10 protein-coding genes and 1 pseudogene are annotated in these 14,897 nt (G+C 71.1%); 6 read left to right on the forward strand and 5 right to left on the reverse strand.

Annotated elements, in window-relative coordinates:
* Positions 1-430: 430 nt before the first annotated feature.
* From IG90_RS0120415 to IG90_RS39590, 3 genes and pseudogenes are all read left to right on the forward strand, one after another.
* The gene (locus IG90_RS0120415) at positions 431-2,164 is read left to right on the forward strand and encodes a carbohydrate-binding module family 20 domain-containing protein (protein WP_030586209.1); all 1,734 of its coding nucleotides are present in this window, start codon (positions 431-433) and stop codon (positions 2,162-2,164) included.
* 88 nt (positions 2,165-2,252) lie between these two features.
* Positions 2,253-7,571 carry a pullulanase-type alpha-1,6-glucosidase gene (gene pulA / locus IG90_RS0120420; RefSeq protein ID WP_030586215.1) on the forward strand — a complete coding sequence of 1,773 codons (5,319 nt, stop codon included), beginning with the start codon at positions 2,253-2,255 and terminating at the stop codon, positions 7,569-7,571.
* Positions 7,572-7,788: 217 nt separating this feature from the next.
* Positions 7,789-8,037, forward strand: a pseudogene (locus tag IG90_RS39590) (DUF2470 domain-containing protein); the annotation flags it as partial.
* Positions 8,038-8,053: 16 nt separating this feature from the next.
* Here IG90_RS39590 and IG90_RS0120430 read toward each other — a convergent pair.
* Genes IG90_RS0120430 through IG90_RS0120440 form a run of 3 tightly spaced genes read right to left on the reverse strand, consistent with a single transcriptional unit; the run spans position 8,054 to position 10,800 of the window.
* Positions 8,054-8,779 (reverse strand): TetR/AcrR family transcriptional regulator, encoded by a 726-nt coding sequence (locus IG90_RS0120430; protein ID WP_030586219.1) that lies wholly within the window; start codon positions 8,777-8,779, stop codon positions 8,054-8,056.
* Positions 8,780-8,814: 35 nt separating this feature from the next.
* A complete protein-coding gene (locus IG90_RS0120435; protein ID WP_030586221.1) occupies positions 8,815-9,891 on the reverse strand; it encodes a PDR/VanB family oxidoreductase in 1,077 nt (358 codons plus the stop codon).
* Positions 9,892-9,894: 3 nt separating this feature from the next.
* On the reverse strand, positions 9,895-10,800 hold the full coding sequence (locus IG90_RS0120440) for a metal-dependent hydrolase (RefSeq protein WP_030586223.1): 906 nt from the start codon (positions 10,798-10,800) through the stop codon (positions 9,895-9,897).
* 91 nt (positions 10,801-10,891) lie between these two features.
* On the opposite strand from IG90_RS0120440, the gene IG90_RS0120445 reads away from it, so the two are divergent.
* Positions 10,892-11,644, forward strand: a complete 753-nt coding sequence (locus IG90_RS0120445; protein ID WP_030586225.1) for a class I SAM-dependent methyltransferase — start codon at positions 10,892-10,894, stop codon at positions 11,642-11,644.
* Positions 11,645-11,671: 27 nt separating this feature from the next.
* The gene (locus IG90_RS0120450; RefSeq protein ID WP_030586227.1) at positions 11,672-12,160 is read left to right on the forward strand and encodes a hypothetical protein; all 489 of its coding nucleotides are present in this window, start codon (positions 11,672-11,674) and stop codon (positions 12,158-12,160) included.
* A 33-nt stretch (positions 12,161-12,193) separates the two neighbouring features.
* On the opposite strand, the gene IG90_RS0120455 is transcribed toward IG90_RS0120450, so the two are convergent.
* Positions 12,194-13,666, reverse strand: coding sequence for a DUF1996 domain-containing protein (locus tag IG90_RS0120455; protein WP_030586229.1), 1,473 nt, complete (start codon positions 13,664-13,666; stop codon positions 12,194-12,196).
* A 121-nt stretch (positions 13,667-13,787) separates the two neighbouring features.
* Complete coding sequence (locus tag IG90_RS0120460) at positions 13,788-14,282, reverse strand: carboxymuconolactone decarboxylase family protein (protein WP_233436030.1); 495 nt, start codon at positions 14,280-14,282, stop codon at positions 13,788-13,790.
* A gap of 86 nt (positions 14,283-14,368) precedes the next feature.
* Between IG90_RS0120460 and IG90_RS0120465 the strand changes: the two genes are divergently transcribed.
* Complete coding sequence (locus IG90_RS0120465) at positions 14,369-14,863, forward strand: MarR family winged helix-turn-helix transcriptional regulator (RefSeq protein WP_030586233.1); 495 nt, start codon at positions 14,369-14,371, stop codon at positions 14,861-14,863.
* Positions 14,864-14,897 lie beyond the last annotated feature (34 nt).

Raw genomic sequence — 14,897 nt, forward strand, 5'->3', positions numbered from 1 at the left:
CAGAGCACGTACAGGAGAGGCACCAGGAGTCGGCCCAGGATGGGCCGGCGGGGAGTTGCAGCGACTCCGGGTGCCTCTCTTGTCGTGACCGGCCCGGCCGGCCGGGCGCGTGGGGTCCGATGCCGCGAGGCAGTACCGGAACCCCCGGCCGGCCGGACCGGAGTCGGGATGAAACGTAACAGGCCCGCAATATCTTGCGAAAGGCCTTGCAGCAAGAAAACGAGAAGGAGCCGGGAAGGAAACCCCGCTGTTTCGTGGATGTGAGCGGGAGATGTCCAAAGGGTTGACCGGTGAGGGGAGGGCTCGTACGGTCTGCTCCGCGGCAAGGTTTGCATTCTTGCAGCAAGAACCTTCAGGAGCCTTGAGGGCATGGCGCGTTGCCGAGGCTGCACCGTCACCCGCGTTTCCCCCCACCCGCAGGAGGAAAAACATGGCACGCAGATCCCCGTCTGCCGCGCTCGCCCTCGTGGCCTGCGCCGCCGCCCTCGTCATCCCCACCGGATTCGGCGCCGCGTCCCCCGCGCAGGCCGCCGCACCGGGCGACAAGGACGTCACCGCCGTGATGTTCGAGTGGAAGTTCGCCTCCATAGCCAAGGCCTGCACGGACACCCTCGGTCCGGCGGGCTACGGCTACGTCCAGGTCTCGCCGCCCCAGGAGCACATCCAGGGCGGCCAGTGGTGGACGTCCTACCAGCCCGTCAGCTACAAGATCGCCGGCCGCCTCGGCGACCGGGCCGCCTTCTCCGCCATGGTGAACACGTGTCACTCGGCCGGTGTGAAGGTCGTCGCCGACGCCGTCATCAACCACATGGCGGCGGGCAACGGCACCGGCACCGGCGGCTCCGCGTACACCAAGTACGACTACCCGGGCCTCTACTCCGGCCGCGACCTCGACGACTGCCGGGCCCAGATCACCAACTACAACGACCGCGCCAACGTCCAGAACTGCGAACTGGTCGGCCTCGCCGACCTGGACACCGGCGAGGACTACGTACGCGGGAGGATCGCCGGCTATCTGAACGACCTGCTCTCGCTCGGCGTCGACGGCTTCCGGATCGACGCCGCCAAGCACATGCCCGCCGGTGACCTCGCGAACATCAAGTCCCGGCTGAGCAACCCGAACGCCTACTGGAAGCACGAGGCGATCTTCGGAGCGGGCGAGGCCGTCTCGCCGTCCGAGTACCTCGGCACCGGAGACGTCCAGGAGTTCCGTTACGGGCGGAGCCTCAAGCAGGTCTTCCTCAACGAGAACCTCGCCCACCTGAAGAACTTCGGCGAGGGCTGGGGCTTCATGGAGTCCGGGAAGTCCGCCGTCTTCGTCGACAACCACGACACCGAGCGCGGCGGCGACACCCTCAACTACAAGAACGGCTCGGCCTACACCCTGGCCAACGTCTTCATGCTGGCCTGGCCCTACGGCTCCCCGGACGTCCACTCCGGCTACGAGTTCAGCGACCACGACGCCGGACCGCCCAACGGCGGCCAGGTGAACGCCTGCTACAGCGACGGCTGGAAGTGCCAGCACGACTGGCGCGAGATCTCCTCCATGGTCGGCCTCCGCAACGCGGCACGCGGCCAGGCCGTCACCAACTGGTGGGACGACGGCGGCGACCGGATCGCCTTCGGCCGGGGCACGAAGGCGTACGTGGCCATCAACCACGAGGGCTCCGCGTTCACCCGGACCTTCCAGACCTCGCTGCCCGCCGGCGACTACTGCGACGTCCAGTCCGGCAACGGTGTCAGCGTCAACGGCTCCGGCCAGTTCACCGCCACCGTCCCGGCCGGGACCGCCGTCGCCCTGCACGCCAACGCCCGCACGTGCTCCGGGGGCGGCGGCTCCAGCCCCGACCCGGGCCCCGGCGACGGCTCCTCCGGCGCGTCCTTCGGCGTCGACGCCACCACCCAGCCCGGCCAGAACATCCACGTCACCGGCGACCAGGGCGCCCTCGGCGACTGGAACCCGGCGACCGCGCCGAAGCTCGACCCGGCGGCGTACCCCGTGTGGAAGCTGGACGTGGACCTGCCCGCCGGGACCACGTTCGCGTACAAGTACGTCCGCAAGGACGGCAGCGGCAACGTCACCTGGGAGAGCGGCGCCAACCGCACCGCCACCGTCCCGGCCTCAGGGAAGGTCACGCTGACCGCCGACGTCTGGCGCGGCTGACCCCTGCCCCCTCAGCGGGCCGGTGGCATCGCCACCGGCCCGCTTCCCACCGATCGACCCCGACCGATCAAGCCGAGGAGCACCCTCCGTGTCCCGAACCACCCTGAGACGAGGGGCGGTGGCCGCCCTGTGCGCGGCGCTGCTGCCCGTCGTCCCGGCGGCCACCGCCGCCGCGTCGCCCCGGCCGCCCGCCCCGCCCTCGGACGCCGAGCTCGCCCGTGAGGCGGCTCGGCACGACCTCACGCGCGAACAGTTCTACTTCGTGCTGCCCGACCGGTTCGCCAACGGCGACTCCTCCAACGACCGGGGCGGGCTGACCGGGTCGCGCCTCGATCACGGCTACGACCCCACCGACAAGGGGTTCTACCAGGGCGGCGACCTCAAGGGCCTGACCGGGAAGCTCGACTACATCAAGGACCTCGGCACCACCGCCATCTGGCTGGCGCCGATCTTCGAGAACCGGCCCGTGCAGGGCACCGGCAAGGACGCGTCGGCGGGCTACCACGGCTACTGGATCACCGACTTCACCCAGGTCGACCCGCACTTCGGCACCAACGCCGACCTGGAGAAGCTGATCGACAAGGCCCACGCCAAGGGCATGAAGGTCTTCTTCGACGTCATCACCAACCACACCGCCGACACCATCGACCACGCCGAGAAGGCCTACGGCTACAAGCCCAAGGGCGCCTTCCCCTACCTCGACGAGGACGGCCGCCCCTTCGACGACCGGGACGGCGTCGAGAAGGTCGACCAGGACTCCTTCCCGTACACCCCGGTGCAGGCGCCCGGCACCGGCAGGAAGGTCCCCTCCTGGCTCAACGACCCGACCATGTACCACAACCGGGGCGACTCGACGTGGGCCGGCGAGTCCAACGAGTACGGCGACTTCTCCGGGCTCGACGACCTGTGGACCGAGCGTCCCGAGGTCGTGAAGGGCATGGAGGAGATCTACGAGAAGTGGGTCCGCGACTTCGACATCGACGGCTTCCGCATCGACACCGTCAAACACGTCGACCTGGACTTCTGGACCCAGTGGGCCACCACGCTCGACGCGTACGCCGCGAAGCGCGGCCGGGACGACTTCTTCATGTTCGGCGAGGTCTACTCCGCCGACACCGAGGTCACCTCGCCCTACGTCACCCGGGGCCGCCTGGACTCCACGCTGGACTTCCCGTTCCAGGACGCCGCCCGGCAGTTCGCCTCCCAGGGCGCGCCCGCCGACCGGCTCGCCTCGGTGTACGGCAACGACTACCGCTACACGACCGACAAGGCCAACGCCTACGAGCAGGTCACCTTCCTCGGCAACCACGACATGGGCCGCATCGGGACCTTCCTCCGGCAGGACAACCCGAAGGCCGACGACGCGGAGCTGCTGAAGCGGGCCCGCCTCGCCAACGAGCTGATGTTCCTCGGCCGGGGCAACCCGGTGATCTACTACGGCGACGAGCAGGGCTTCACCGGCGCGGGCGGCGACAAGGACTCCCGCCAGACCCTCTTCGCCTCGAAGACCGCCGACTACCTCGACGACGACCAGCTCGGCACCGACCGCACCCATGCCTCGGACGCGTACGACACGAAACACCCGGTCTACCGCTCCATCGCCGCGCTCTCGAAGCTCACCAAGGACCACCCGGCGCTGCGCGACGGCACGCAGATCGAGCGGCACGCACAGGGCTCGGTCCACGCCACGTCCCGCATCGCGACCGGGCGGCCGCATGAGTACCTCGTCGCCTCCAACAACGGCACGAGTCCGAAGAAGGTCCAGCTCGCCACCGAGTCGGCCGGCATGAAGTTCCGTACGCTGTACGGCGGTTCCGGCCAGGTCCGCAGCGGCAAGGACAAGACCGTCACCGTCACCGTGCCCGCCCTCTCCAGCATCGTGCTGAAGGCGGACCGGCCCGTGGGCGCTCCCGCGGCCAAGCCCGCGGTCTCGCTGAAGGCCCCGGCCGCCGGTGCCACCGGCACCGTCGAGATCACCGCCGACGTGGCCGGCGGACAGCTCAACCGGGTCGTCTTCGCCGCCCAGGCGGGCAACGGGAAGTGGAAGACCCTCGGCACCGCCGACCACGCCCCGTACAAGGTCACCCAGTACCTCGACGGGACGGTGAAGGCGGGCACCCCGCTGCGCTACAAGGCCGTCGTCGTCGACCGGGCCGGCCGCACCTCCAGCGCTCTCGCCTCGACCACCGCCGGCCAGGCCCCGCCGCCCGGCAAGCCCGTCGCCGTCGAACGTGACCGGGCCGTCGTCCACTACACGCGCGCCGACGGCGACTACGACGGCTGGCAGCTGAAGTCCGGTGGGAAGACCGCCGAGTTCATCGGGCGGGACGCGTACGGCGCGTTTGCCTGGATCGACCTGGAGGAGGGCGCGGGCTCGCTCCCGTACACCGTCGAGAAGAACGGCACGGCCGACGGCCCGGAGCGGACCGTCGACCTCGGTGTGACCGGTCAGGTCTGGATCGAGCAGGGCAAGGACGACCAGAGAGCCGAAGCCCCCGAGGCCCCGCCGCAGGACACCACCAAGGCCGTCCTCAACTACCACCGCCCGGACGGGGACTACGACGGCTGGGGACTGCACACCTGGGCCGGGGCCGAGGAGCCCACCGACTGGTCGAAGCCGCTGATGCCCGTGAAGAAGGACGCCTACGGGGTCACCTTCGAGGTGCCGCTCGCCGACGGCGCCACCACGCTCAGCTACATCCTGCACAAGGGCGACGAGAAGGACCTCCCCACCGACCAGTCCCTCGACCTCGCCACCTATGGCCACGAGGTGTGGATGCTCGGCGGCAAGCCCGGCTACCTGCTCCCGCAGACCGGCGGCGGTGCGGCCCCCGACCTCGGAAAGGCCGAGGCGCAGTGGATCGACGCGAACACCGTCGTCTGGAAGGTGAAGGCCACCGACGCCACCAGCCAGCAGCTCGTGTACGCGAAGAAGGGCGGCATCTCCGTCGTCGACGGGGCGCTCTCCGACGAGGGGCGGTGGCTGCGGCTCACGCGGTCCGCGCTGAGTGACGCACAGAAGGCCAGGTTCCCGCACCTCAAGGACTATCCGGCGTTCACCGTCGACTCCCGCGACCGGGACCGCGTCGCTGAGTCCCTGCGCGGCCAGCTCATCGCCACCCAGCGCGCAGCCAACGGAGCTCTGCTCGCCGCCACCGGCGTACAGACCGCGGGCATCCTGGACGACCTGTACGGGAAGAACGCGGTCTCCGCCGAGCTCGGCCCGGTCTTCCGCAGGTCCACGCCCACCCTGTCCGTGTGGGCCCCGACCGCCGCGACCGTCGCCCTCGAACTCGACGGCCGTACACACCCCATGAAGCGCGACGACCGCACCGGCGTCTGGTCGGTCACCGGGAAGAGGAGCTGGCAGGGCAAGCCCTACCGGTACGCCGTGACCGTCTGGGCCCCCACCGTTCAGAAGCTGGTCACCAACAAGGTCACCGACCCCTACTCCACCGCCCTGACCGCCGACTCCGCCCGCAGCCTCGTCGTCGACCTCGCCGACCCGAAGCTCGCGCCGCGCGGCTGGTCCGTCCTGAAGAAGCCCGCCGCCACCCCGCTGCGGGACGCCCAGATCCAGGAGCTGCACGTCCGCGACTTCTCCATCACGGACCGCACGGCCAAGCACCCCGGTGAGTACCTCGCGTTCACCGACACCCGTTCGGCCGGTATGAAGCACCTCGAGAAGCTCGCCGACTCCGGCACCAGCTACGTCCACCTGCTGCCCGTCTTCGACATCGGGACCGTCCCGGAGAAGAAGCGCGACCAGGCCGGCCCCGACTGCGACCTGCCCGCCCACGCCCCCGACTCCGAGAAGCAGCAGGCCTGCGTGAGCAAGGCCGCCGCCAAGGACGGCTTCAACTGGGGCTACGACCCGCTGCACTACACCGTCCCCGAGGGCTCCTACGCCTCCGACCCGGACGGCACGCGGCGCACCGTCGAGTTCCGGCAGATGGTGCAGGGCCTCAACCGGGCCGGGCTGCGCACGGTCATGGACGTCGTCTACAACCACACCGTCGCCTCCGGCCAGGACGACAAGTCGGTCCTCGACAAGGTCGTGCCCGGCTACTACCAGCGGCTCCTGGAGGACGGCACCGTCGCCACCTCCACCTGCTGCGCCAACACCGCGCCCGAGAACACCATGATGGGCAAGCTCGTCGTCGACTCCGTCGTCACCTGGGCGAAGGAGTACAAGGTCGACGGCTTCCGCTTCGACCTGATGGGCCACCACCCCAAGGACAACATCCTCGCCGTCCGCAAGGCCCTGGACGGGCTGACGCTCGCCGAGGACGGCGTCGACGGAAAGAAGATCGTCCTGTACGGAGAGGGCTGGAACTTCGGCGAGATCGCGGACGACGCCCGCTTCGTCCAGGCCACCCAGAAGAACATGGCCGGCACCGGCGTCGCCACCTTCTCCGACCGGGCCCGCGACGCCGTCCGCGGCGGCGGCCCCTTCGACGAGGACCCCGGCGTCCAGGGCTTCGCCAGCGGCCTCTACACCGACCCCAACTCCTCCCCGGCCAACGGCACCCGAGCCGAGCAGAAGGCCCGGCTGCTGCACTACCAGGACCTGATCAAGGTCGGTCTCACCGGCAACCTCGCCGACTACACCTTCACCGACACCACCGGGCGCACGGTCAAGGGCTCCGACGTCGACTACAACGGGGCGCCCGCCGGATACGCGGCCGCACCCGGCGACGCGCTCGCCTACTCCGACGCCCACGACAACGAGACCCTCTTCGACGCCCTCGCCTTCAAGCTCCCGGCCGGCACCACGGCCGCCGAACGGGCCAGGGCCCAGGTGGTGGCGATGGGTGCCTCCGTCCTCTCGCAGGGGCCCTCGCTCTCCCAGGCGGGCACCGACCTGCTGCGCTCCAAGTCCCTGGACCGCAACTCCTACGACAGCGGCGACTGGTTCAACGCCCTGCACTGGGACTGCCGCGACGGCAACGGCTTCGGGCGGGGCCTGCCGCCCGCCGCCGACAACCAGGACAAGTGGGCGTACGCGAAGCCGCTCCTGGCCGCCACCGGCACCATCGCACCGAAGTGCGCGCAGATCGACGGGGCCTCCGCCGCCTACCGCGACCTGCTCACCATCCGCTCCACCGAGAAGGAGTTCTCCCTGAGCACCGCGGGCCAGGTGCAGTCCGGCCTGTCCTTCCCGCTCTCCGGCACGGCCGAGACCCCGGGCGTGATCACCATGCGCCTCGGCAAGCTCGTCGTCGTCCTCAACGCCGCGCCGACCACCGCCGAGCAGCGGCTCGCCGCACCGGCGGGGAAGACGTACGCGCTGCACCCCGTCCAGGCCAAGGGCGCGGATCGTACTGTCAAGCGAGCCGGTTACGACGGGAAGTCGGCCACTTTCACCGTCCCGGGACGCACGGTGGCCGTCTTCACTCTGCGCTGACCAAGGGCGGCACGACGGTGACGGCAGACGTCGGCAACGGAGCCGCGACAGCCGTCCCCGTCCACCGGGCCGGTCCCGTTCTCCCCGTCGGGGGAGGCGGGGCCGGCCCGGTGTGCTCGGCGGGAGAGCCCCGCCCGGGGCGGTCGGCCCGCCGACGCCCGGTCCCCGGGCTGTCCACGTCCAGGCGGTGTGAGTAAGGTTAGGTATACCTAATTATCACGCCGAACTCGTCCCGCTGCTCCTGCGCCTCGTCCACCCCCGCCCGGAGCGCGGCATGACCCGGGCCGTGCCGCTGGCGATGGACCGCTTCGGGGTGACCCTGCGGCTCGAATGCCCCCGCGCCCACGAGGATGTACGGCTGCCGTTCCCTCGCCCGGTCACCGAGATCGACCAGGTGGGCCCGCAGATCCACGCCCTGCTGGCAGCCGCCCGCCGCGTCTCCCACCGCAACGGCCTGCCGGCCTGACCGGAGTCGTCGGGGGTCAGTGCGGCAGCCGCCGCGCCGGTACGGCGGGCGCATCCGGGGCGAACGCGGAGAGCCGGGACAGCAGTTCACCGAACGGGCCGTCCACCGGCTCCTGGGACAGCACCCGCAGCACGATGCCCGCCATCTCCTGGTCGTACGCGGCGCTGACGGCGGCGAGCGCCGCGAAGTCGTGCACCAGCTGCAGCTCCAGCTCGGCGCGCGGAATGCGCCGCCCGTCCAGCCAGATCAGCGCCGTCGACTCGGCGAGCGAGACCCAGGAGCGGACCACCAGCTCCAGCCGGGCGGGCGGTTCACTCACCCCGAGGTGCGTGATGATCTGCTCGTACGCGGCCTGCCGCACCCCGTCGATCATGGCGTTCGCCGTCGAGGAACCGACCGCGGGCCCACCGCGCATCAGCGCCGAGAAGCCGGGGCCGTGCTCGTCGACGAAGTCGAAGAACCGCCCCATCACCCGCAGCAGCCGTGCCCCCAGGGGACCTTCGAGGGGCTCCAGGAAGCGGGCCGCCAGCTCGTCGGCGGCCCGCCGCAGCGCCGCCTCGTACAGGCTCTGCTTCCCGGGGAAGTAGTGGTAGACCAGCGGACGGGAGATCCCCGCGGCGGCGGCGATCTCGTCGATCGACACCTCTTCGGGCGAGCGGTGGCTGAACAAGTCCAGCGCGACGCCGATCAGTTGCTGTCTGCGCTCGTCGACGCCCATCCTGCGCCGCACCCCGGTCGTCATGCGAACAGCCTATCCGGGGCGCCGGCCGGAGCGGTCTACAGGTCCAGGACGAGACGCCCGCCCCAGCAGCGCGAGACGCAGATCAGCATCGAGTCGCCCCGCTCGTCGTCGGTCAGCAACTCGTCCCGGTGGTCGATCTCGCCCTCCAGTACCCGCTGTTGGCAGGTCCCGCAGAACCCCTGCTCGCAGGAGTACGCGACATGGGGCAGCTCCGCGCGGACGGCGGCCAGCACCGACTGCCCGGCCGCGACCGGCACCGTGCGCCCGCTGCGCCGCAGCTCCACCTCGAACGGCCCGGACCCCGTCGCATCCCCGGCCGCGGCCGAGAACCGCTCCAGGTGCAGGGGGTGCCCCTCGGGGAGCGCGGCGGCCACCGCGTCCATCAGGGGCTCGGGGCCGCAGCAGTAGACCGCCGTGCCCTGGGCGAGGCCGGCCAGCGCCGCCGCGACGTCCGGGTGGCCCGCCTCGTCCTGGGCGACGACCGTGACCCGGTCCCCGTCCGCGCCGAGCTTCTCGATCTCCGCCAGGAACGGCATCGAGGCGCGCGAGCGACCCCCGTACAGCAGCCGCCACTCGGCCCCCGAGGCGGCCAGCGACCGCAGCATCGGCAGGACCGGGGTGATCCCGATGCCGCCGACGACGAACACGTAACCCCTGGCGTCGGCCAGCGGGAAGCGGTTGCGCGGCCCGCGCACCCCGACCTCCAGGCCCTCCTGGAGCTGTTCGTGCACCTCCCGCGAACCGCCCCGGCCGTCCTCCACGAGCCGGGTCGCCACCGTGTACGCACCGGTGTCCTCCGGGTCGCCGCACAGTGAGTACTGCCGCACCAGACCCGACGGCAGCACCAGGTCCAGATGGGCCCCCGGCTCCCAGCGCGGCAGACCGGTGCCCTCGAGACGGAGCTGCACGACACCGTCGGCGGCCACGGTCCGCCCGGTGATCAGCAGGCGGCGGACCGCCGTCGCGCGCCGCTTCGAGTGGCCCGATACCGGCTCGGGCAGGGCGGGCAGCGGCCACAGCGGGGACCGGGCGATCCGGCGCTTCAGGGCCCGCCGGGTGAGCAGGGCGGCGCCGGAGACCAGAACGACGGTACGCAGACGGGGCAGGGCCATGGGTCAGGCCCCTCCCGTCGTGGCGGCCCCGGCGGCGAGCGCGGCGGGGGAGCGGGTGAGGTAGTCGACGGCCTGGGCCGTACTGCCCTCCTGCGAGGGGTGGTAGGACCGGCTGAGATAGCTGGGGACGGACCGCAGGATCGCCCCCGTGGTGGGCAGCGTGCCCTGCTTCCCGCTCGCGTGGAACGCCTTGAAGGAGGCTTTGCCGTCCAGCAGCGTGGGGTCGTTCTCCATGAAGAAGCGGATGCCGCGCTGCCAGAGGAACACCAGCGCGGAGAACGCCGTCGCCCAGGTCCGCAGCCGCCGCCGGTAGCCGCCGTCCACGTGCATGAAGACGTCGAAGGCCACCGACCGGTGCTCGACCTCCTCCGCCCCGTGCCAGCGCAGCAGGTCCAGCATGGTCGGGTCCGCTCCCCGGCGGTCCAGCGCCTCGGCGTTGAGGATCCAGTCGCCGAGGAACGCGGTGTAGTGCTCGATCGCCGCGATCGTCGCCACCCGCTCCATCAGCCACCACTTCGACGCCCGCCCCGGCGGCAGGGTCCGGTCCCCGAGCAGCTTCTCGAAGAACCAGTCGATCTGCGCGGTGTACGGGGTCGGGTCGAGGCCCAACTCCCGCAGGTGCGGCAGCACATCGTCGTGCGCCTGCGAGTGCACGGCCTCCTGCCCGATGAACCCGATGACGTCCTCGCGGAGCCAGTCGTCGTCGATGTACGGGAGGATCTGCCGGTAGACGTGGATGAACCAGCGTTCCCCGGCCGGGAGCAGCAGATGGAGCACGTTGATGGTGTGCGCGGCGAACGGGTCGCCCGGCACCCAGTGCAGGGGGGTCTTCTCCCAGGTGAAGGACACCTTGCGGGCCTTGAGAGGCGTCCGCTCCGACGCGACCGCCGCTGGCTGCGTGTTAGACATGGTGTCAATGTAATGACGGGTACGCGGGGGGACCAGAGTCGTGCGGAGATTTCCGTGCCGTTCTGCGGGACCCCGCGCGATGATTGCTTGTATGACGAAACCTGTGCAGGCCCGCTCCTTCGACGCGGTGGCCGCCGCCTACGACGCGAACCGCCCCACCTACCCGCCCACGCTGTTCGACGCCGTCGAGGACCTGGCCGGAGTGCCGCTCGCCGGAGCCCGGGTCGCGGACGTCGGGGCGGGCACCGGGCTCGGTACGGCACGGCTGTACGAGCGCGGGGCCGAGGTGACCGCGGTGGAGCCGGGCGACGGGATGGCCGAACAGTTCCGCCGGAGCCTGCCGGACGTCTCCCTGGTCCGGGGCGACGGGAACAGCCTGCCGCTGCGGACCGGCTCCATGGACCTGATCACGTACGCCCAGGCCTGGCACTGGACCGACCCGGCCCGCTCGGTCCCCGAGGCCCGCCGGGTGCTGCGGCCGGGCGGGGCGCTCGCCCTGTGGTGGAACGACGGCGACCCGTCCGTGGAGTGGCTGGTCGACCAGGAGAATCGGCTGCGGACCTTCTTCGGGGCGGAGATCCCCGCCGTCCCGTCCCACCGGGCCCGCTTCCGGGCCGAGCTGCCCGGCGGGCTCGACTTCCGCACCCGGCAGGTGGCGTGGAGCCGCCGCGTACCCCTGGACATCCATCTCGCCAACATGGCCACCCACTCCGACTTCCTGATCGGCGACCCGGCGGAGGTCCGCGACTACTTCGACCGCGAACGGGCCCTGCTGACCGCCCTGTTCCCGGACGGCGAGGTCGAGGAGGCGTACCTCGTGAGTCTTGCCGTAGCCCATCCCTGAGCCTGGGTTCGGGTGCAGGATGGGCCGATGGCGACACAACCGGAATGGCGAGGCACACGGCACGGCGGTGCCGTCGCGGCCGTCCTGGCGGGGATTCTGCTCCTGGCCGGGTGCAGCACGGAACCGGCCGACGACGGCGACGGCCGGGAGCGGCCCACACCGCCGCCGGCCGCGACGGGCACGCTGGAGCAGCTGGCGAAGAAGGCCGGCTGCGACCCGAACGTGCAGACCGACGCGGCCGAGCTCCGGCAGGCCAACTGCAGGACGGACGAGGGACGTTACGTTCTGACCACCTTCGCCACCGACCGCGGTCAGCGTGAGTGGATCAACGAGGCCAAGGACTACGGCGGCTCGTACCTCGTCGGACGGCAGTGGGTGGCCGTCGGCGATCCGGAGGTGGTCGCGGCGCTGCGCGGCCGGCTCGGGGGGACGGTGGAGACCGCCTCGCCTCACCACTCGGGGAACAGTGGCGGAGGGGGGAGCGAGGACGGGCACTCCGGTCACCACGGGAGCTGACCGCGCAGGTTCACGGGGGCCGCACGCGCCGCGTCAGCGGCAGCGGCGGCCGTCGTTGATGCACCGCACCATCTTCTTCATCAGCCTGTCGTCGAAGACGTTGATGAAGTCACCGTGATCGGTGATGGGCTTGTGCAGCTGCTCGGGGAAGGAGTCGACCGCGAACCCCGGCCCCGGCGGAACGTCGTAGACGATGCGCTGCACCAGCTGCGGCACCGCACGGAACCCGTTCGGGCACCGGCCGTTCTCCTGGGCGAACGCCACATGGGTGCGGTGGTTCGCGCTGTCGGTGTTCTGCCCGTCCCAGCAGTTCTGGAAGGCGAACGTACGCACCACCTGACTGCCCTCGGGACAGATCGGGTACTTGTCCGTCAGCTGGCGGTCCTCGAATCCGGTGCAGCTCCACGAGGCGTTGGCATTGGCGTCGCCGTTGGTGAACGCCTTCGCGTCCCCGGTGATGATCCGCAGGAAGCGCGGCATCGCGGTGACCCTGCCGACGGGCGAGCCGACGAACTTCAGCGTCACCTCGGACGGCGTCTGGATCTCCCCGACGTTCTGGTCCCGGCCGCCGCCGTCGGCGTCCGCGTCGTTCTCGTCCTGCCCGTTCTGCAGACGCAGGACGGGCCAGTAGTAGGTCGACCGGTCACCCTGGTTGCGGCAGGTGGTCGCGCCGTCCGCCAGATCGTCGTCGCTCGCGAAGGCGTCGTTGGCCTGGTTGCCGATGTAATCGTGCATATGGTGCGCGCCGTTGCTCACGCCGGGCGCGACGATGACGTTGTCCGGGTTGAACTTCCCGTTCTCATTACGGCCGCAGTCGGTGGTGAAGGTGCCCCGGGACGCGCCGCGGCGCTGGCGGGGCCGGTCGATGTCGGGCTGGACGGACTGGATATCGACGAAGTCGGCGGCCACGGGCCCGTTGCCGCCCTGGCTCTGCCCGGGGTCTTCGCCCTGGCCGGGATCCTGCCCCTGGCCGTCGTCCTGACCGCCGTCACCATCACCTTCACCGTTGCCGCCGCCGTTCCCGGGGCGGCTGTCGTCGGCGCGCAGGCTGCATCCGGCGAGGCTCTCCAGCCCCGCCGGCCGCTCGCCCACCCGTCCGATCGCGATGCCGATGCGGTCGAGGCTCGCGGTCCGCTTGCTGCGCAACGGGCCCAGCACGGCGTTCTCCGCCAGCCCCGGGTCCTGGGCTATCTGCTCCTTCCGGTCCGCGAACTGCCGGTAGGCGTCGGTGATCTGGGTATCCATCGCCGCGAGTTCGCGGTCGACCTCCCCGCGCGCCTGATCCGGCACCTCGGACAGCCCGTTCACGGCTTCGGGGCAGTCGATGGTGGACACCTGGCGGCCGGCGTTCTGCGTCCGCGTGGGCGGAGAACCGGACGGTCCTTCTCCCGCGGAGGCGTAGACATTGACCGCGACCAGCCCACCTCCTCCCAGGATCAGGGCCGCGGAGGCGGCAATGGCCCGGCTGGCCAGTGTGGAACGTTTCTTGCGCGATGTGCGTCGCATGGGACTCCTCTGCTTCGAGGGAGAAGCGTGACGTCCCATACGCGCGGGCCCCGCGACCCGTTCAGCCCTCCGGCCGATTCGTGGGAAGCTCCAGCCGGAAAGCGGCCCGAACCACCGACTCTCAGGCGTAGGCGGCCAATGGGGCGTCCACCGGGGCTCCGGTCAGCCGGTTGGCCAGGGTCGACAGGGTGTACGCGCCGATGCCCAGGACCACTTCGAGGGCGTTCTGCTCGGTGTAGCCGTACGCGAGGAAGTCCCGCAGGACCGCGTCGTCCACCGCGCCCGCCGAGGCGAGCACCTCCAGCGTGAACCGCCTCACCGCTTCCAGCCGTTCGTCCGGCAGTGGGGCCCCCGCACGGTCACGGTCGCGCAGGGCGGCGATCAGCGCCGGGTCGGCGTCCAGGGCGGTCAGCTTCGCGGTGTGCATCGCGACGCAGAGGTGGCAGTCGTTGCGGGTGGCCATCGTCATGATCAGGACCTCGCGGGAGAGCGGGTCCAGGGTGCAGGCCTCGAAGATCGCGCTGATCTTCAGGAAGCCGTCCAGGGCATGGGGCGAGGCGGCGAGCCGGGCGATGGCGGCGGGCCGGTAGCCCAGCCGCTCCGTCACCGCCTCCATGGGGCGCCGTGAACCGGGCGGGGCGGTCTCGGGGGTGTGGTCGGGGAAGGGCACGGCGAACCTCACATGCGGATAGGGTCGACAACATGGTTGACGAACAAAAGGTAAACCAGGTTGTCGAATCTCGCAATGGCTTCGAGCTGCCGTTGCTTCTCTTCGCCGGCTTCCGCTCGATCATCGACGCCCTGCACCGGGACCTGGCCGAGCACGGACACCCCGCGACCCGGCCCGCGTACGGCTTCGCCCTTCAGGCGGTGGGGCGCGACGGCGCGGCCATCAGCGAGATCGGGCGGCGGCTCGGGGTCTCCAAGCAGGCCGCCGGGAAGACCGTCGAGAAGCTGGCGGCGCTCGGCTACGTGGAGCGCGCCCCCGACCCCGCAGACGGCCGCCGCACCCTGATCCACCTCACCCCGCACGGCGTCGACCTGCTGACCCGGTCCGCCGAGGGCTTCGACCGGCTGCGGGCGGAATGGGCCCGAACACTCGGCGAGGAGCGGCTGACCGCCCTGGAACGGGACCTGCGCACGATGGCCCCCGGAGGCGCGTTCCGGCTGGACGCGGCGGGCTGGTTCACCGGCTGAGCCGAGGCCCGGGCCGCGCGCTCGGCGCGGCCCC

This window comes from Streptomyces anulatus (assembly GCF_000721175.1).
In the GTDB taxonomy this organism is placed as follows: domain Bacteria; phylum Actinomycetota; class Actinomycetes; order Streptomycetales; family Streptomycetaceae; genus Streptomyces; species Streptomyces anulatus_C.